This is a genomic window from Candidatus Palauibacter sp. (assembly GCF_965237495.1).
GTDB lineage: Bacteria > Gemmatimonadota > Gemmatimonadetes > Palauibacterales > Palauibacteraceae > Palauibacter.
In genome coordinates this window covers 1,896,986-1,914,766 of record NZ_OZ250143.1, presented here as the reverse complement: position 1 = coordinate 1,914,766, position 17,781 = coordinate 1,896,986, and the positions used below count along the sequence as shown (strand labels likewise).

14 protein-coding genes are annotated in these 17,781 nt (G+C 70.9%); 3 read left to right on the top strand and 11 right to left on the bottom strand.

The window, feature by feature from the left end; genetic code table 11:
* Positions 1-96 precede the first annotated feature (96 nt).
* Positions 97-1,854: a stage II sporulation protein M gene (locus ACPXY0_RS08390; RefSeq protein WP_423930199.1), complete on the top strand. Its 1,758-nt coding sequence runs from the start codon at positions 97-99 to the stop codon at positions 1,852-1,854.
* Here ACPXY0_RS08390 and ACPXY0_RS08385 read toward each other — a convergent pair.
* The 6 genes from ACPXY0_RS08385 to ACPXY0_RS08360 form a co-directional block, all read right to left on the bottom strand.
* Positions 1,832-3,064, bottom strand: a complete 1,233-nt coding sequence (locus ACPXY0_RS08385; protein WP_423930197.1) for a DUF58 domain-containing protein — start codon at positions 3,062-3,064, stop codon at positions 1,832-1,834. The two genes, ACPXY0_RS08390 and ACPXY0_RS08385, sit on opposite strands and share 23 nt — an antisense overlap.
* A gap of 86 nt (positions 3,065-3,150) precedes the next feature.
* Complete coding sequence (locus tag ACPXY0_RS08380; protein ID WP_423930195.1) at positions 3,151-4,098, bottom strand: AAA family ATPase; 948 nt, start codon at positions 4,096-4,098, stop codon at positions 3,151-3,153.
* Positions 4,095-5,327, bottom strand: coding sequence for a DUF4350 domain-containing protein (locus ACPXY0_RS08375; protein ID WP_423930193.1), 1,233 nt, complete (start codon positions 5,325-5,327; stop codon positions 4,095-4,097). Before ACPXY0_RS08375 ends, ACPXY0_RS08380 begins: the two co-directional genes overlap by 4 nt.
* 26 nt (positions 5,328-5,353) lie before the next feature.
* The gene (locus ACPXY0_RS08370) at positions 5,354-6,067 is read right to left on the bottom strand and encodes a DUF4129 domain-containing protein (RefSeq protein ID WP_423930191.1); all 714 of its coding nucleotides are present in this window, start codon (positions 6,065-6,067) and stop codon (positions 5,354-5,356) included.
* Positions 6,064-6,966, bottom strand: a complete 903-nt coding sequence (locus tag ACPXY0_RS08365) for a hypothetical protein (protein WP_423930189.1) — start codon at positions 6,964-6,966, stop codon at positions 6,064-6,066. The genes ACPXY0_RS08370 and ACPXY0_RS08365 overlap by 4 nt, the downstream gene beginning before the upstream one ends.
* A 14-nt stretch (positions 6,967-6,980) precedes the next feature.
* On the bottom strand, positions 6,981-7,706 hold the full coding sequence (locus tag ACPXY0_RS08360) for an ATP-binding protein (RefSeq protein WP_423930187.1): 726 nt from the start codon (positions 7,704-7,706) through the stop codon (positions 6,981-6,983).
* A 616-nt stretch (positions 7,707-8,322) separates the two neighbouring features.
* Here ACPXY0_RS08360 and ACPXY0_RS08355 point away from each other — a divergent pair.
* The gene (locus ACPXY0_RS08355) at positions 8,323-8,808 is read left to right on the top strand and encodes a hypothetical protein (protein ID WP_423930185.1); all 486 of its coding nucleotides are present in this window, start codon (positions 8,323-8,325) and stop codon (positions 8,806-8,808) included.
* Here ACPXY0_RS08355 and ACPXY0_RS08350 read toward each other — a convergent pair.
* From ACPXY0_RS08350 to ACPXY0_RS08330, 5 genes are read right to left on the bottom strand one after another with little or no spacing between them, the layout of a single operon-like run.
* Positions 8,783-9,280: a DinB family protein gene (locus ACPXY0_RS08350; protein WP_423930183.1), complete on the bottom strand. Its 498-nt coding sequence runs from the start codon at positions 9,278-9,280 to the stop codon at positions 8,783-8,785. The two genes, ACPXY0_RS08355 and ACPXY0_RS08350, sit on opposite strands and share 26 nt — an antisense overlap.
* On the bottom strand, positions 9,277-10,674 hold the full coding sequence (locus tag ACPXY0_RS08345; protein WP_423930181.1) for a hypothetical protein: 1,398 nt from the start codon (positions 10,672-10,674) through the stop codon (positions 9,277-9,279). The genes ACPXY0_RS08350 and ACPXY0_RS08345 overlap by 4 nt, the downstream gene beginning before the upstream one ends.
* Positions 10,671-12,692, bottom strand: a complete 2,022-nt coding sequence (locus ACPXY0_RS08340) for an alpha-amylase/4-alpha-glucanotransferase domain-containing protein (protein ID WP_423930179.1) — start codon at positions 12,690-12,692, stop codon at positions 10,671-10,673. The genes ACPXY0_RS08345 and ACPXY0_RS08340 overlap by 4 nt, the downstream gene beginning before the upstream one ends.
* Positions 12,689-14,182, bottom strand: a complete 1,494-nt coding sequence (locus tag ACPXY0_RS08335; RefSeq protein ID WP_423930177.1) for a DUF3536 domain-containing protein — start codon at positions 14,180-14,182, stop codon at positions 12,689-12,691. The genes ACPXY0_RS08340 and ACPXY0_RS08335 overlap by 4 nt, the downstream gene beginning before the upstream one ends.
* Positions 14,166-15,692 carry a glycogen synthase gene (locus tag ACPXY0_RS08330; protein ID WP_423930175.1) on the bottom strand — a complete coding sequence of 509 codons (1,527 nt, stop codon included), beginning with the start codon at positions 15,690-15,692 and terminating at the stop codon, positions 14,166-14,168. Before ACPXY0_RS08330 ends, ACPXY0_RS08335 begins: the two co-directional genes overlap by 17 nt.
* Between ACPXY0_RS08330 and glgB the strand changes: the two genes are divergently transcribed.
* On the top strand, positions 15,658-17,781 hold the full coding sequence (glgB, locus tag ACPXY0_RS08325; RefSeq protein WP_423930173.1) for a 1,4-alpha-glucan branching protein GlgB: 2,124 nt from the start codon (positions 15,658-15,660) through the stop codon (positions 17,779-17,781). The genes ACPXY0_RS08330 and glgB overlap by 35 nt on opposite strands.

The following is a 17,781-nucleotide window of genomic DNA, read 5'->3' as shown; positions in this document are numbered from 1 at the left end:
CCGGGCGGGGATCGATGCTGCATATCGGCGGTCTACGGCGGGGGCGCGGGACGACGAGCGGTCCTGGGTGTTGACCTGTCGGCGGACAACCGGCTGATGCCCGAAGCGCGAGGTGGTCTGCACCGCCGCATCGCGCTGGAGACGCCGGAGCACGTCCGGCTCGAATATCAGCTCGCGGACCTGGGATCGCGGGCGGCGGCCCTCGCCCTCGATCTGGCGATCATCGTGACGACGATCCTGCTGGTCGCCCTCGTCGTGAGGTTCACGGGGGCGCTCGGAGGTGCGGGTGCGGGATTCGGGATGGCCGTCCTCTACATCGTCCTCTTCTTCGCCACCTGGGGGTATTTCCTCTTCTTCGAAGCCGTGTGGGACGGACGCACGCCCGGGAAACGGGCGCTGGGGCTGCGCGTGCTGCACGACGGCGGTGAGCCGCTCTCCTTCCAGGGGTCCGTCCTCCGCAACCTGATCCGCTTTGTCGATCTGCAGCCGGGCGTGACGGGGATGGCGGGAGCCGCGACGATCCTGTTCAACCGGCGCGCGCAGCGGCTGGGGGACATCGTCGCGGGCACGATCGTGGTCCGGGACACCGGAGGCGGCGAGATGTTCGGGGACGAGGTCGAGGTTTCCGGTCGCCCGACGCGCCCGACGCTCTCCCCCGAACAATTCGAGCTGCTGGCGGGATACATGGCGCGTCGGGAGGGACTGGAGCCTGGGGTGCGGGCCCGGGTCGCGAGTTCCGTCTGGGGTGCCCTTCGCGAATCGGTCGGCGGGGATCTCGCCGAATCGGAGGCGGATCCCGACGCGAGGCTCGCCCATCTGCACGGGGCGGAGGCGCCGCGGCACGCCGCCCGCCGGGGAGGGGCGAGTCTACAGGCCGCCGCGATGGCTCGGGAGCGGCGGGAGGCGTGGGAGGCGTACACCGCGCTGGTGGAGAAGGGACGCGCCCGCGGCCTGGGGGCGCTCACCGAAGAGGAAGTCCGGGCGTTCGGTCGTCTCTACCGCGGCGTGACGGCGGATCTGGCTCGCGCCCGAACCTACGGCGCCTCGCCGGCGATGATGGAGGCGGTGGAGCGGTGGGCCGGCTCGGGGCACAACCTCCTCTACCGGGCGAAGGGGCGGGCGGCGGTCCCGCTCGGGCGCTGGGTCGCCCGCGAGTTCCCGCGGGCGGTGCGGCGCCACCACCGTCAGGTGCTTCTCGCGGCGCTCCTGCTCTTCGGCCCCATGCTGGCCTCGTACGCCGCCGTCCGGGACGGACCAGCGCGGGCCCGCGCGATCATGCCGCCCGGAATGCTGGCGCGGGCCGAGAATACCGTGCGCGGGGACCCCGACGCGGCCTATCTGGAGGTTGGAGGCGCCGAGATGCCGGCGCTCTCGTCGATGGTCATGACGAACAACGTCGGCGTCACGTTTACCGCCTTCGCGGGCGGTCTGCTGGCGGGGGTGGGCACCGTGCTGATCCTCGTCTTCAACGGGGTCCTGCTGGGTGCCGCGTTCGGGCTGTACGCGAACAACGAGGTGCTCGGGGTGATCCTCGCCTTCGTGTTTCCGCACGGCGTGATGGAACTCACCGCCATCTGCCTGGCCGGCGGGGCGGGACTGGGTCTCGGGTCGGCGCTCCTCGTTCCGGGGCGGCGGACCCGCCGGGAGGCGCTGAGGGAGCGCGGGCGGGAGTTCCTCTCCCTGCTGGGCGGCGCGGTGCTGCTGCTCCTCGTGGCCGGGCTGGTCGAGGGCTTCTACTCTCCATCCGGGCTGCCCGCGGTGGCGAAGTTCGCATTCGGGGGCGCCACGGCGGTCCTTCTCGCCGTCTACTTCGGGTTCGCGGGTCGGGGGGTCAGAGCAGCCCCCGCTCCTTGATTTCGACGTACTTGTCCAGGGTTCGGACGAGCGCGTCTCTGGGCGGCGTGTCCACCACCAGGATCCCGGACTGGCGCATGACCTGCAGCGTCGTGGCCCGCGCCTGGACGAGTTCCTCGGCGGCCGCTCGGTGGAAGGCCTCGGAGGGCGTCGGCGCCGGCCGCGCCGCGGCTTTCTCGAGGGCGGGGTTGCGGATCGCGACGGCCAGGGGGAGGTGGGCGCGCCCGATCCTCGTGAGCGAGGTCACGAGGGCCTTCGAGACGGCCTCGTCGATCACGTCGCAGAACAGGATGACGAGCGCCCGCTTGCGGAAGGTGCGCGCGAGGGTCGCGAAGGCCAGGGGATAGTTGGGTTCGACGGGCCGCGTCTCCACGCCGGCGAAGATCCGGGCCAGCGCGCCGGGGTCGGCGCGGCGCGGCGGCGAAACGTGCCGGATGCGATCGTCGAACACCATGGCTCCGATGCGGTCACCGAAATTCCGGGCCCGGGTGGCGAGCATCATCCCCGCCGCGAGGGCGAAGTCGACCCGCTCCCGGTCCTCCAGCCGCTCGCGCATGTGGCGGCCCGCGTCGATCGCGAGCACGATGTTCTGGCTCCGCTCCGCCTCGTAGTTGCGTACGACGAAACGCCGGCGCCGGGCCGACGCCTTCCAGTCGATGATGCGGGGGTCGTCCCCCTCGGCGTAGTCGCGCAGGCTCTCGAACTCGCGCCCCTCGCCCCACTGCCGGCTGCGGCGGGCCCCCGCCGTCCGCAGTCCCCACCGGAGTGCATGGCCGCTCCGGTCGCGCAGCAGCCTCCGGATGCCCGGCTGCACCTGCAGCGTGTCGGCGGCCTCGATGGTGGAACGCCGCCACGCGAACCCCCACGGCGACCGGGTCCGCAGGTGGATCGCGCCCAAAGCGAGGAACCCCCGCGTTCGGGGCCGTACCTCGTAGCTGCAGCGGATCGTCGAGTCGGCGGGGAGATGCAGCCGCACCCCGTCTTCCCATTCGTCGGTATCGCCGGGGTGGGGGAGGCGCCGCAGGCTGGGGTCGAGGTCGTCCGTGAGTCGGAGCGAGAGGGCGCGACGGGTGGGGTTCACCACGTCGATCGAGACTTCCGTGACTTCGCCGAGCGCGGCGATGCGCGGGACGAGCCGCGAGGCCGAGGGCAACGGGGTCCGACGCCCGTCGAGCCAGGCCACGAGGAGGATGATCGCGTCCGCCGCCAACCCGCCCCCCGCGGAGACCAGGAAGAGGAACGACGCCAGCCCCAGCAGCCACAGCGTGCGGCCGCTGGGGATGAGGACGACGCGCGCTATCGGGGCGCCTCGAGCTTCTCGAGGAGGGCCCGCAGTTCGTCGTCCGAGGAACGGCCCTCGACCTCCGCCTCCGCCGTCAGCACGACGCGGTGCCGGAGCACGGGGAAGGAGAGCGACTTCACGTCGTCCGGGGTGACGAAGTCCCGGCCGCACAGGTAGGCCTCGGCCCGGGCGGCCTGGAAGAGGGCGACGCCGGCCCGGGGGCTCGCGCCGAGGGCGAAGGCCGCGTCCTCCCGCGTCGAGCGCACGATGTCGGTCACGTAGCGCCGGATCCGCTCGTCCATGTGAACCCGGTTCACCGCGTCGCGCGCCGCCAGCAGCGCGTCGCGCGTGAGCGGCTCGCCCATGGGATAGGTCGACTCGTCGTCCGCCCGGAAGCCCGCCTCGTGCCGGTCGAGGATCGCGCGCTCCGCCTCTTCCGGCGGGTAGTCGATGACGATCTTCATCAGGAAGCGGTCGACCTGCGCCTCGGGGAGGGGGTAGGTCCCCTCGTATTCCACCGGGTTCTGGGTCGCGAACACCGTGAACGGCGAGGGGAGCGGGCGCGTCGTGCCGTCCACCGTGACCTGCCGCTCCTCCATCGCCTCGAGCAGCGCCGCCTGCGTCTTGGGCGGCGCCCGGTTGATCTCGTCGGCCAGGAGGAGGTCGGTGAACACGGGCCCGGGGCGGTAGCGGAAGTTGCCGCGCGCCTCGTCGAGGACACTCACGCCGACGAGATCGGTGGGCATGAGATCGGGGGTGAACTGGACGCGACCGAAGTCGAGCCCCAGTCCCCTGGCCAGCGCCCGCACGGAGAGCGTCTTGGCCGTTCCCGGCACGCCCTCGAGGAGCGCGTGGCCCCGGGCCAGGAGCGTGATCATGAGCTGTCTGAGTACGACCTGCTGGCCGAGGATGACCTGCTCGATGTCGCCGAGCAGGCGTAGCGCCGCGTCGGGCGTCGTCATGGCGTGGGTCTCTTCGCGAGGTGGTCGTCGATTCCGGCGGCGATCATGGTCAGGTCCGCCGGATCGGCGCGCAAGCCGCGCCGAATGCGCGCCAGCGAGGGGTGCGCTCCGCGCCGGGCTTCCAATTCCCGGACCAGCGCCTCGGCCTCGGACAGGTCGCGCGGGGGCGGCCGGCGCACGGTGCGGGCCAGGCGCGCCGACAGGAGGAGAGCGGCCGCGCGGGCGGCGCCCGCCTTCTCGTACAGGTCCCCGAGGGCGGAGACGTGTTCGAGCGGCGACCGCCGCTCCCGGTCCTGAGGGGCCACCGATGTCATCGGCGACCCGAAACGAAGCCCCGTGCACACGAGGGCCAGGAAGGCGGCGGCGAGCACGTGGAGCAGCGTCCGCCCCCGCGGGGTGCCGAGGACGAAGCCGGCCCAGCGCCGCGCGGTGCTGTCGTAGCCCCGGATCCCCTGATGGAACTCATCGAAGAACACCGTGTCGGCCGGGGTCGTATGCGCCAGCAGGGCGCGGATGACGAGGGGCGCCAGCGGGTTCTCCGCCGCGCTCGCGTTCGAGAGCGACTGGGCGTCGCTCAGGACGAGGACGCGTCCGTCGCCGAGCGGCATGAGGCCGGCCCCGATCCACCGCCGGTCTTCGCTCGGCCCCGTCGTCAGGAGATCTTCGAGCGGGGGACCCGACGCTTCCGACGTGTCCTCCACGACCTGGATGTCGCCTCGCTCGGCGTCACGGCGCGCCACGAGTCCGCGCTCCGTCAGCCGATGGAGGACGCGGCGCGGCGGGTCCGGTGCAGGCAATCCTTCCGTGAGGGCGTGAGGTGCCCACTGCGGATCCTCGATGTCGCCCTCCTGGGGCAGACGAAAGGCGATGCCCAGCGAGTCCATGAGCGGGGTCACCCTCAGCGTGCCGAAAACGGTCGGCACGAGGAGAGGTGCATACACGAGCGTGCCCCCCGCCCGCACCCGCTCGAGGAGTGCGTGTACCTCGGCGGGACTGGGCACGACCTGCGGCGAGAGGAGGACGATCGCCCCCGGCACCGGTTCCGCGTCCGCGAGCGGCGTGATGCGCGGCGCCGTGGGCCGTCCCAGGCGGGCGATGCCGCGTGCGAGTGCCGCCACCCCGTCCGGCGTCGTCCGGAAGAAGCTGCGCTTGACGTCCGTCGCGGCGCGTCCTTCGGGACGGGTGAAGAACGCGGCGAGCCCGGCGACGAGCGCGATCGCGGTGACCAAGATTATGGTCCTGCTTCTCGCTCTGTTCACGGTGCGTCGGACTCCGAAGGTTCGTCCGGACCCCGGCATCCCGCGTTCCGGGCCAGCGCCTCCAGATCCGCGTACCCCCCGGGAGTCGGCGCCTCCTGGCCGAAGGAGAGACGCTGGAAGGAGCGGAGGAATCTCTCTCCGGCTCCGGCGTCGGGAGCGGCCTCACGCCGCTGCGGATCGATCTCCAGGGCGTAGTCACCGGGCGTCTTGGAGGGGTGGAACGCCAGCGCCCCCCGCTGGTCCAGCGTGAGGAGGAAGCCCCGGTAGAGGGCGCTCGCGGCGGGCCGGAAGTCTCCCTCTCCGGCCCTCGCGCGAGCGAGGCGCAGCCACTCCCCCGCGGACCGGGGCGTGCGGCCGGATCCGGCTCCATCATCGCTCTCGCCGGAGCCTCCACCGACCCACCCCGGAACGTGCCGGAACGCCACGACGCCCAGGGCCACGAGGGCGGCCAGCGGGATCAGGATCGCGAGGACCGTCATGAGCCCGGTGCCCTCGTCGAACAGGAGCTGGCGCAACCATTCCCAGGCGTCGCTGATCGCCTCGCCGATCCACTGCATGATCCGCTGCCGCAGCGGCAGGGCCGCCGTCACGAAGTCCGGCTCGGCGAGGATCTCGCGCAGAACGGCGGACATCTCGTCCGGCGAGGGGAGCGGGTCGGCCGGAGGTTCCTGCCCCCCGCGCGGCGAGGCCGGCCACGGGAATCGGATCAAGGCCCGTCCGTCGCCATCGCGGCCGCGGTCGTCTCGAGATCCGACGCCTCCAGGCGTACCCTCCGGTCGTGGTGGAGGAAGAAGACGGTCGCCACCCCGAACGGCGTGGTGAGGGCTCCGATCAGCAGCTCAACGGTGTTCTGCACGGCGATCCAGCCGCCGCCCACGGTGCCGACCGTCTCGGGCGACGTGAACATCTCGAAGCCTCCCGAGAACGCGAAGAGGCCGACCGAAACCGCGTTCTGGATGATGACTACCACGAGCATGATACCGAGGACCCGGAGCCGCGCCCCGCGGGCGAGCTGAAACGAGCGGCGAAGGGAGGCCGACGCGGACCGCCCATCGAGCAGGACGGCCGGCAGGATCGCGAACGTGATCGAGAACCACAGTGCGAACACCAGGAGGGCAGCGGCGAGGCCCATCGGCACGAAGACCACGAGCGCAAGCACGAGGCTTCCGGCCGCCGCCACCGCCACCGCGAGCATCATTCCCAATAGCATGAGAACAAAGCCGGCGATGCCCACGAGCAGGATGGCCAACAGGTGCGCTCCGAGCGTGCTTGGGAAGGGGCGGAGGACGCCGCGGTAGGCGCTCTCGAGGGATGCCCGGCCGTCCTCCAGGCGGGCGCGCATCGCGACGGCCACGGCGACCGTCCCGACCCACGAGACGATCATCGCGAGGAGCACGATGAGTCCGTCGAATCCGACGCCCCCGAAGTCCGGATTCCCGGCCGCGTCGATGCCGGTGCTGGGCGTCCCGAGGGCGAGCAGCATCGCGTATGCGGGAAGCGCGCCCACGAGGGCGATGAGGAAGTAGAGGCCGAAGTCGCGCCGGTAGAACTGGATGGCGCCGTCGAGGATCTCACCGAACCCCAGCGGTCTCTGCGGTATGACCGTCATTCCGGCACTCTCCGTCAGTCGGATTGCCCGCTCAAATTGCCCGGTTCCACGGGACCGCCAGTACGCGCTCCGTGAGCCAGTACGTGTCGGCGGCCGCCGTGGATGATGACCCCCGCGGGAACCGCGTCGCCATAGTCTCGCATGAAGGTAGCCAGGTGGCGGGCATCCGCTACGCGGAGCTGCTGGCGGCTCTTCACCTCCACCGGAATCAGTGCGCGCGGCGTCTCGATGACGAAGTCCACTTCGGCGCCCTTGCTGGTCCGCCAGAACAGGATGTTGGGTCGGTGCGTCCGACTCTCCCGCCACGCGAAGAGATCGCCCGCGATGAGATTCTCCAGATGCGCCCCCGTCGGCTCGATGCCGCCCGCCAGGTGTAGCGCGAGTCCGGGATCGCTCCAGTACAGTCTCGGCTGCTTCACGAGTCGCTTGTCCCGATTGACGGCGTAGGACTCGATCCTCAGCAGCTGATACGAGACCTCCAGAAGGTCGAGGTATCGTTGCGCCGTCGTCGAGGGAATCCCGGCATCTCTCGCCAGATTGGCCTGGTTCGAGAGGCCGCCGAGGCGAAGGGCGGTCGCGCGCACGAGCCGCTGAAATCGCGTGAGGTTCTCGATTGCCGCCAGTTGCCGCAGATCGCGTTCGAGGTAGGTGCGCAGGTAGGCTTCGAACCAGGCGGCACGGTCCGCTTCGGAGGCGAGGTTCAGCGCCGGAAACGGGTATCCGCCACTAGGGCATATCACCCATGGCGTGGGCTATTATAGCCCAGCTGATGGGTTATTTGTGCCTCTCACGCAAGAATTTAAGGTGTGGTCCGGTGGTCCTCGTCAGCCCGCGTTCTCGTGGTGCCCGGGCCGCTGCACCACACGTTGACATGGGCGCGAATCACCCGGAGGGGCCGTGTACCAGACGTGCATGTTCTGCAAGAAGCCGCTGGGGTCCAACGAGGTCGTCGAGACCTTCCCCGTGGGACCAGGCTCGCCTTCGACGCGGCGAAAGGCCGGCTGCGGGTCGTGTGTCGGAAGTGCCTGCGGTGGAATCTCACGCCGCTGGACGAGTGCTGGGAGGCGGTGGAAACGTGCGAATGGCTGTTCCGCGCCACGCCCCTGCGCGCTTCCACCGACAACATCGGGCTTGCCCGCCACGGCGAGGGTCTCGAACTCGTCCGCACCGGGAAGCCGCCGCGCGGAGAGTTTGCGGCGTGGCGCTACGGCGACCAGTTCCTGCGCAGGATGCGGAACGTGGGGTTCACCCTTGCGGGTGGTTTCGCCACCAATTTGGTGTTCATGAATCTGCCGGGCGCCGGTCGAACCGGGGACGGTCGTCAAGTTCAAGCACACGAACATTCGCTCGATCCGGATGCTCCCCGCCGAACACGAACCCGGGTTCACGGTCGATATCCGGCAGGGGTTCGAGGGGATCGAGCGCACCCGGACCGCGTCGTTCGCCGGCGAGGACGCGCACCGGGTCGCGGCCGCGGTGTTGCCGGTGCTCAACGCGTCTGGCGGCATGCGGAGAACCGTCCAGGCCGCCGTGGCCGAAATCGAGGCGCAGGGTCACCCGAGCCGCTACGTCGCCCAAGCCGTGAGAGGCAACCCGGATGTCGACCGGGAGAGTCCCCCGGGCCTCGTCACGAACATGCGCAAGCCGACGCGACTCGCGCTGGAGATGGCGCTTCACGAGGAGCAGGAACGGCGCGCGCTCGAAGGCGACCTATGGGTGCTGGAGCAGGCGTGGCGCGAGGCGGAGGAGATCGCCGCGATCGCGGACAAACTGCTCCTCCCGGCGGGGACCGACGCCTTCTTCGAGAAGTACGGGGCTACTCCAGAATCCGATCGCCGATGAGGTAGGTCGCGGTCTCCCACTCGTCCAGGGGCGCCGTCCAGTCGCGGTCGCGGATGCGGCGCAGGTAGGTGATCTGGGCGAGGTGGTACAGGTAGTGCTGGGCGATGTGGATCACGGTGTCGCCCATGCGTGACGTCGCGTCGCCGTCGAGCGACGTGCGCTCGGTGAACAGGTCGGCGTCGTCATCCAGAGCTTGCAGTTCGACGATGATCTGCTCCTGGATCGTGCGCATGCGGGCGGCGATCTCCTCGGCCGGCCCCGGGGCGTCCTCCTGAGTCACGGGGACGATGCCGAGCCGCTTCAGGAACCAGATGTCGACCCGGTACATGTGGCGGCAGATCTTGCCGATCCCGCGCATCCCGTCGGCGGGCTGCCAGTCGAGGTCCTCGCGGGAGATTCCGTCGAGGACCGTGAACAGCGGCCGCCGGGCGGCTTCGAGGATCTCGATCGTCTGCGTGATCTTCCGCTTCATCTCCTGGTGGCTCCTTCGCCGGTCAGCGTCTGGGTGATGAACTCGACCGCGCGCGGGATGGCGCCGGTCAGGGACAGAAAGTCGTGCCCGCCCCCCTCGTAGATGAAAGCCTCGAAGTCGGGCGAGGCGCGCCCGAGCGTCTCCATGGTCCGGATCAGGGACTCGGCCTGGGACACGGGAACCGTGAAGTCCGCGGTCCCGTGGTGCAGTTGCACCGCCGGGAGGTCAGCGGCGAAGAGGACGGACGATCGCCGGACGAGCCCGAGACGCGCCTCGGGAATCGTGATTCCGCCCCGTACGAACGGCTTGATCAGGGTGGAGTCGAGGTGGATGAGGCCGGGCAGATCCCAGGGGCCGTCCAGCGCCGTCTTCCAGGCGATCACCCGGATCCAGTCGTCGAAGAAATCCGTGGGACCGAAGAACGCGACGATGCGGTCGACCCGTGGGTCGCGGACCCCGGCCAGGAGCGCGACGCCGGCCCCGCGGCTGCCGCCGAGGATGCTGAACGTGCCCGGCTTGGCCTCCGGCGTGGACTCGAAGGCGACGTTCACGAGGGCGAGGGCATCGTCGACGTCCTGGTCCCAGTGGCCGGAGGGACCCTCGGATACCCAGGTGCGGCCCCCGTACCGGAGCGGTTCGCTGCGGAACGAGGGGACCACGTACATGAAGCGGGTGCTCAGTTCGCCCAGCGAGAGGGCGACGAACTGGAGGTCGTCCACCGACACGCCCGAGTCGCCCCCGTGGGCGTACATGAGCACGGGCAGGCTCTCGGGTTCCGCGCCGGCGGGCACGATGATCGCCCCGAAGTGGCGTACGCCGGCCACGACGTGGGAGACGATCCGGAGCGTGGCCATTGAGGGGCCCAGCGCCATCTCCTCGGTGAGTTCGACGGACACCTGGGCCGCCGATACGTCGCGGCCGGCCCAGTCGGCGCGCACGACCTCGATCTCCGCTGCCGAGGCCGGCGCGAACAGCGCGTCCAGTTCGGCCTCGAGATCGATCGCTTCGGCGCCGACCGTGACCGAAGACGCACCGGCGGAGACCGTCAGCGTCTGACGGCCGGGGGCGGAGGACCCCAGGGTCCACGTCGTCGCCGCCTCGCCGTTCCCGTCCGATGCGGTCGAGATGGGGACCGAGCTCCCGTTCCCGAGGGCGGGAGTGAAGGAGACGGTGACGCCGGGGGCGGGACGACCCGACGCATCGTGCACCCGGACGACGATCGGCTCGGCCGGCGGGCGGCCCCCGATGGCGCGCTGATCTCCGCCCGACACGAGGACGACGGTGGCCGATCCGCCCCCCGGCGGCGTGAGCGTGTCGGCGTCCCCGCACCCGGCCAGTGCGGTCAGGGCGAGGAGCGCGGTCGTGCGCCCAATGGCGAATCGTCCTCGGCTCATGCCGGACCTCCGACCGTTCCGGGCCCGCCGCCCGGCCTCAATCGGACACGCGCGCCGCCAGCCGAAGCCGGCCACGCGAGTTGAGCGATCTCTCCCTGGTCGATCCGTTCGAACCCGCGCTCGGACCGGGCCAGCGTGACGATGCGCTCCCTCGACTCCGCGGCGGCGGGCGTCGCCTCCACTCGTCCCGGATGCGCGAGCGGCAGGCGCGTGACGACCACCGCCCCGGCGGGAAGACCGGCTTCGCTCCAGTCGAGGTTCGCGTCGATGCGCCCGTCGTCGTGGATGTCGAGCATCTTCTGGAGTCGTGGCGCCCCGGGTTCGGAAACGAACCGAAGGCGGACCTTCCCGTCCCCGATGGTGGGTGCACCCCTGAGCCGGAAGGGATGGAGGCGCCAGTCCGCCAGCACGGTTCCGTCGGGGCCCGCCTCATCCACCGCGACCTCCTGCATCAGCGCGAGCGGCGCCTCGTCCGGGGTGGGCGGCAGGGGTGCCCCCGAATGCCGATCGTGGACCGAGGCGATGCCGCTGGCCTGGGCTGCCTCCTCCGAGCCAACCGGATCGTCGCCGTCGGTGGCCGTTGCTAAGTCGGCGGACCCCGGCGCCGGGTCGTCAGGGTCCCGATGGTAGGCCTCGAGGCGGCGTGACAGCACATCGGCGTAGTTCACGGCGTCCCCGAAGACGGTGAGGATCTCGATCGCGCCGCCCCGCGCGGGGCTGATCACGACGGAACTCCGGGATGAGTGAATCCAGATCTCGTCATGGCCATCAAAGTCGAAGTCGAGAAGTTCGCACGCGATCTCTTCACCCTCCCGCAGGTGCCGTTCGGCCGCGGCCAGCTCGCGCCAGATCGCCTGCCTCAGGTGGGGAAGGTAGACGCCGCCGAACACCCCGTGCCAATACGCGTCGTTGCACTGCGCACGCGCGATGGCCCTCCGGGCCTCCCCGGGATCTCCGCGGTCGCGGCACAGCCGGGAGAGGTGCAGCGCCGTCTTGTGCATGCGGTTCGCTTCGGGATACTTGCGCAGGAAGCCCTTCCAGTGACCGCCGTGCACGAGCGGGCCTGCACCCATTTCGTCGCGGCGGCTCCCGGCGCCAGCGACGGTAGCGGCCGTTCCGGGAGTGTCGGCCGCGAGCCGCTCCAGACGCAGGGCGGCGGGGCGGGGGAGCGTCCACTCCTCCATCTCCCGGTACGATCCGGCCGCCGGATAGACGAGTCCTCCGCTCAGGCCGGCCGCCGCCTCGCGGGTCGTGATGAGTTCCAGGTCGCCCCCGCTCCGCAGGTCGTCGAGCGCAGTCAGGAACCTTTCCAGCCAGCCGCCGTCGTATACCCACGCGCGGGTCCCCGGCCAGCCTCCGAACTTCTCCCCGTCGTCTCCGAGGACGAGCTGATGGCGGCCGTCCCGCCGTCGGGCCGCGAAGAACTCCACGATTTCCGCCACGGGCCGGAACGGGATCAGATAGCGCAGATCCTCATCGATCGGGAGCAACTTGAGAGAGCGTCCGCCGTGCTCCGTCGTGAACGCCCGATCCAGCTCCGCCCGCTCCAGCCCGCAGGCGAGGAAGTGCCGGTCGTCGAGGAGCGTGTACTCGATCCCCGCCCGGGACAGATCGGCGGCGAGGTCGGGCTCCCACACGCGTTCCGTCAGCCAGAGTCCGCATGCCTCGACCCCGAACCGGGAACGGAGATCGGCGCGCATCCATTCGACCTGATCGAGACGGTCGCGAGGCGGGAGCGCCGCGAGGATGGGCTCGTAGCGACCGGAGGTGAGGAGTTCGATCCGCCCGTCCGCGGCACGGGCGCCGATTTCGTCCAGAAAGTCCGGGCCATGGCGCTCGAGCCAGTCGAGCAGCGGCCCCGACATGTGAAGCGTGATCGGATACGCGCCCCGCTCATGGATCGCATCGAGGAGCGGCCGGTACACGCCCTCCAGGTGATCCTCGAACACCGGGTCGAAGTTGCCGACCGGCTGGTGGAGATGGATCGCGAACGCGAACCGGAGGGGAGGAGGCGTCATTCGCCCGACGCGCTGGCCCGCGTCGGGCTGTCGCCGGCCCCCGCGCTCCCGGCCGACACGCGAGAGCCGTCGCCGAACTCGCGGGCATAGACGCCGGCGGCGGTCCCGATCCCGGGATCGTTGGCCGGGGCCGAGCCCAGACCCTCGACGAACGCACGCTCGAGTGACGCCGCGCGTTCCGGGGCGAGCGCGGCGAGGCGGTCCAGCGCGTGCGCCGCGTAGCCGAGGACCTGGATCGGTTCGATCCCGGCCACGTCGTCGAAGAACCACGCGCACGACGTGAACATCGCGGCCCGGTCCCGGACCATCTCGAGGAGGGCGAGGGCTTCCTCCTCGGACCCGGCCACGGAGACATCCCCGGCGAAGTCCGCCGGTCCCGCCGGCTGGCCCAGGACATCGCCCAGTGCGGTTACGGCTCGTTCGGGTTCCGACAACCGTCCGGGGGCGAGGGCTCCGTACGCCTCATCGAGGCCCGCGGCGAGTTGCTCGAGCGCCGCGCGCAGGGGGGCGCGCCAGCGCTGCTGCGAGTCGAGGTGCGGCGCCATCCTGCAGCCGCAGTCGGAGCGCCAGCGCTCGACGCCGTGCGCGCAACTCCAGGAAGTGGGTTCACGCAGCGTCACCGCGGGAAGCTCGCCGGCCCGGGCCAGCGCGGAGGCGAAGTTCTCGAGCCGCAGCGCCCGGCTGCCGCGCGCGCGGGTGATCACCCGCATCAGCCTGCGGTCCGCACCCCGGTGGTGGTGGCCGAACGTCTCGCCGTCCGTCGCCAGCGCGACGAGGCCCCCGCCTCCTCCGGTCGCCGCGCGCAACGCCTCGAACCAGGCGTCGCGGCCCTCGAGCAGCGCCCCGAACGCCACGCCGTGCGAGAGTCCCCCGTCGTAGACGACGACCGGGATCTCGCGCCCGCCGCCGAGCCGGACGCGCCCCACACCGCCCGCCGGAGGGTCCGCGACCTGATGCGGGGCCAGGATCGTGAACGCGATGTCCTCCGCCGCCAGCACCTCGAGCGTGGCCGTGTCGACCGCGGTTTCCGGCATCCACATTCCCTCTGCGGGCCGCCCGAAGCGCCGCTCGAAGTCGCGCAGCCCCCAGCGCACCTCGGTCTCCTTCTCGCGGCGGCTGGCGAGCGGCAGGATGATGTGGTGATAGGGCTGGGCGACGGCGTTCCCGTGGCCCAGGCGCGCGCGGCTCGCGCGGTCCCCCAGCACGAAACCGTCGTGGACCTGCGGGTGTTCGCGTTCGAGCCAGCGGGCGAGGGTCGGGCCGAGATCGAAGCTCAGCCACTCGAACGCTTCCGCCGCGGCAAGGGGCGCGTAGCACTCGGCGGTGATGCGCTCGTTCCAGTTTTCGAACGGGGCCGCCGTCGGTTCGGGGCGGGTCCGCCCCGTCCACGGGTCTTCGCGCGGCGGCTGGTAGAAGTGGCCGTGGAGAACGACCGCCGTCGGCTCCGCCGCGGTCACCGGGACCGCGTGCGCCTCAGGCGTCGGGGGCATGCGCGGCCAGCGCGCGACGGTAGACATCGAGGTAGCGGGCGGCGCTGCTCGCCCAGCCGAAGTCGCGCGACATCGCCTCGATCATGTGCTCGGCCCACGCTTCCCGACTTCCCGCGTAGGCCGCAACGGCCCGGCCCAGCGCGACCTCGAGGTCCTCCGCCGTATACCCGTCGAAGAGAAAGCCGGTCATCTGGTCCTCGATCGTGTCGGCCAGACCCCCGACGCGGCGGGCCACGGGGATCGCCCCGTAGCGCTGCGCCCGCATCTGCGTGAGGCCGCACGGTTCGTACAGCGACGGCATCAGCAGAAGGTCGGCGCCCGCGAGCAGGCGGTGCTCCTTGGGCTCGCTGAACTCCGTATCCACGGCGACGCGCTCGGGGTGCCGCTCCGCGATGTCCCGGAGCGCTTCCTCGTAGCGCGCCTCGCCGGCCCCGAGGAAGATGAACTGCCCCTCGGCCCGCTCGAGGAGGCCGCCGTCGAGCAGGAGGTCGAGTCCCTTCTGGGTGACGAGGCGCGCCGTCATCCCGTACAGGGGCTCGCGCGGGTATTCGTGCAGCGAATACTCGCGCTGCAGAGCCCGCTTGCACGCCGCCTTCCCGCTGAGGTCCGACCGGGAGAAGGTCGCCTCGATCTGCGGGTCCGTCGCGGGATCCCACACGTCGAGATCGATTCCGTTCAGGATCCCCAGGAAGCGGTCCCCCATCTCGATGAACGACCCGTGCAGGCCGAACCCTCCCGCCGTCGTCCGCAACTCGTGCGCGTGCGTGGGACTCACCGTAGTCGCGTAATCCGCATACACGAGGCCGCCCTTGAGCAGGTTCAGGTGGCCGTAGAACTCCATGCGCCGCCAGTGGAAGACCTCGCGCGGGAGTCCGATCTCCGCGAGCACCTCGGGCCGCTGGAGCCCCTGGTAGCCTGCATTGTGGACCGAGAGGACGGCCGCCATGCGGTCGTGCACCTCCCGGCCGGCGAACCTCGTCCGCAGGTAGACGGGCGCCAGCGCCGCGTGCCAGTCGTGCGCGTGGACGACGACCGGCACGCTGGCGAGTTCGGGCAGGATCTCGATCGCGGCGAGATTGAAGAGCGCGAACCGGATCGGATTGTCTCCGTAGTCCTCCCCGTCCTCACCGTAGATCCCTCCGCGGTCGAAGAAGCCCGGATGGTCGACGAAGAGGACCCGCGGGTTCCGGCGCGGACCCGGGTGCTGAAGGATCGATACCTCCTCCACGCGCCGCCCCACGCGCACCCGGAAGCTGTCCGTGATCGGCTCGAGGTCCGGACAGGCCTCGCGCACCGACCGGTACAGCGGCATGAACACCGTGACGGGGGTGCCCTGGGCCGCCTGGAAGGTCGCGATGCCGCGCGCCGCCTCCGCCAGCCCGCCGGTGCGCGCGTACGGCCAGTACTCGGCCACGAGGTGGACGACGGCGAGTTCCTCCGGGCTACGCACTCCGGAGGTCGCGCTCGTCGGCGTCGTGGTCGGCTTGGCGATCACAGGTGTCGGGCTCATACTCTTTCGCGAGACGTGTGGTGAAACGTCCGGCAGGGACCCCGCCGCAGTTGCCACGGGCCGCAAGAGACCGCGCCCCGACTCGAAGCGGAAACGCGCGCCGGTGAGGTGGCAGATCGAACCGAAAAAAGCTAGCGGCTCGCCCGACACTCGCCAAACCGGGCGTGACCCCTCGTGCCCCCTCGCGGCCGCCGATTTCGAAACGTTTCGCGCAGGCCGGGAATCGGCGCTCCACGATCTTCTCGGCGCGTGCCCCTGCGTGCGGGAAGGCGTCGCCGGCACCCGCTTCGCGGTCTGGGCTCCGCGCGCCTGGAGCGTGCATCTCGTGGGCTCGTTCAACGACTGGGCAGCGGAGACGAATCCGATGTCCCCCGTCGGGGACGCCGGCGTGTGGGAACTCTTCCTCCCGGGCGCGGGCCCCGGCGCGTTGTACAAGTTCCATGTGTGTTCCGAGACCGACGGGACGCCGCGCGCGGTCGAGAAGGCGGATCCCATGGGACGCGCCGCCGAGTTGAGACCTGGCACCGCGTCCCGGATCGTCTCGGGTGAGCCGCACGCCTGGACGGACGCCGACTGGCTGCAGAGCCGGCCCGAGCGTGGGGCGCCGAGCGCTCCGGTCTCGATCTACGAAGCGCACCTCGGCTCCTGGCGCCGGGAGCCGGACGGGTCGTGGCTCGGCTACCGGGCCCTCGCGGACGCGTTGCTCCCGTATGTCGCCGACCTCGGGTTCACGCACGTCGAACTGCTCCCGATCACGGAGCACCCCTACGACGCGAGCTGGGGCTATCAGACGAGCGGCTACTTCGCCCCCTCCTCCCGCCATGGGGCGCCCGAAGACTTCGCGTACTTCGTCGACGAGGCGCACCGGCTCGGGCTGGGGGTCGTCCTCGACTGGGTCCCGGGACACTTCGCGCCGGACCTTCCCGGGCTGAGGACCTTCGACGGCGCCCCGCTCTACGAGATGGGGGAGGAGCCGCGGGCGGTCCATCCCGACTGGGGCACGCTCGTGTTCGACCACGCTCGGCCGGAGGTCGTCTCCTTCCTCCTCTCGAGCGCGCGCTACTGGATCGAGCGCTTCCACGTGGACGGGCTGCGCGTCGATGCGGTGGCCTCGATGCTCCACCTCGACTACTCGCGCGAGGCGGGGCAGTGGGAGCCCAACGAGTTCGGGGGCCGGGAGAACCTCGGCGCCATCGCCTTCTTCAGGGCTCTGGCGGATATGGTCCATGCCCGCTTTCCCGGCGTCCTCCTCTTCGCCGAGGAGAGCAGCGCCTGGCCGGGGGTGACGACGCCGACGGACGAAGGGGGGCTGGGGTTCGACTTCAAGTGGAACATGGGATGGATGAACGACACGCTCCGTGTCCTGGCCGCCCCGCCGGCGCGGCGGCCCGCGCTCCACGAGCGGCTCACGTTTTCGCTTCACTACGCTCACGGTGAGCGATATCTGCTTCCTTTATCACATGATGAGGTCGTCCACCTCAAGCGATCTCTCATGGAGAAAATGCCGGGTCCCGACGAAGAGAAGTTCGCCGGCCTCCGGCTCCTCCTCGGTTACATGTGGACCCATCCGGGCGCAAAGCTACTCTTCATGGGCGGGGAGATCGGCGAGCGCAGGGAATGGAACGAGGCGGGGTCGATCGACTGGACTCTGCCGGAAGAGGCGCCGCACCGCGGGATCCGGCGCTGGGTGCGCGCGCTGAACGAACTCTACGCCCGTGAACCGGCGCTCCATGCGCTCGACGACGCGCCGGAAGGCTTCGAGTGGCTGGATGTCCACGACGCGCGGCGCAGCGTGCTGAGCTACGTGCGCTGGCGCCCCGGCTGGGAGGATTTCGTCGTCGTCGTGGCCAATTTCTCGGCCACGGCCTGGCCGGAGTACCGGGTCGCCCTGCCCGCCGCCGGCACCTACCGGGTGCTCCTCGACAGCGGCGACCCCGCGTTCGGGGGAGGCGTCCGTACGCAGCTGCCTGAGTCTGCGGAGGAGGTCGATTACCTGCAGCGCCCGGCCGCGCTCACCGTCGATCTGCCGCCGCTGGGCTTCCTCGTCCTCCAGCGGACCGCCAGGTACAGCGCAACGGGCCCGGGCTGA

Excerpts from the sequence above, each read along its gene's own strand:
- ACPXY0_RS08390 (WP_423930199.1), top strand. The coding sequence starts at position 97 with ATGCCCGAAGCGCGAGGTGGTCTGCACCGCCGCATCGCGCTGGAGACG.
- ACPXY0_RS08380 (WP_423930195.1), bottom strand. The coding sequence starts at position 4,098 with ATGACGACGCCCGACGCGGCGCTACGCCTGCTCGGCGACATCGAGCAG.
- ACPXY0_RS08365 (WP_423930189.1), bottom strand. The coding sequence starts at position 6,966 with ATGACGGTCATACCGCAGAGACCGCTGGGGTTCGGTGAGATCCTCGAC.
- ACPXY0_RS08355 (WP_423930185.1), top strand. The coding sequence starts at position 8,323 with ATGCTCCCCGCCGAACACGAACCCGGGTTCACGGTCGATATCCGGCAG.
- ACPXY0_RS08350 (WP_423930183.1), bottom strand. The coding sequence starts at position 9,280 with ATGAAGCGGAAGATCACGCAGACGATCGAGATCCTCGAAGCCGCCCGG.
- ACPXY0_RS08345 (WP_423930181.1), bottom strand. The coding sequence starts at position 10,674 with ATGAGCCGAGGACGATTCGCCATTGGGCGCACGACCGCGCTCCTCGCC.
- ACPXY0_RS08340 (WP_423930179.1), bottom strand. The coding sequence starts at position 12,692 with ATGACGCCTCCTCCCCTCCGGTTCGCGTTCGCGATCCATCTCCACCAG.
- ACPXY0_RS08335 (WP_423930177.1), bottom strand. The coding sequence starts at position 14,182 with ATGCCCCCGACGCCTGAGGCGCACGCGGTCCCGGTGACCGCGGCGGAG.
- ACPXY0_RS08330 (WP_423930175.1), bottom strand. The coding sequence starts at position 15,692 with ATGAGCCCGACACCTGTGATCGCCAAGCCGACCACGACGCCGACGAGC.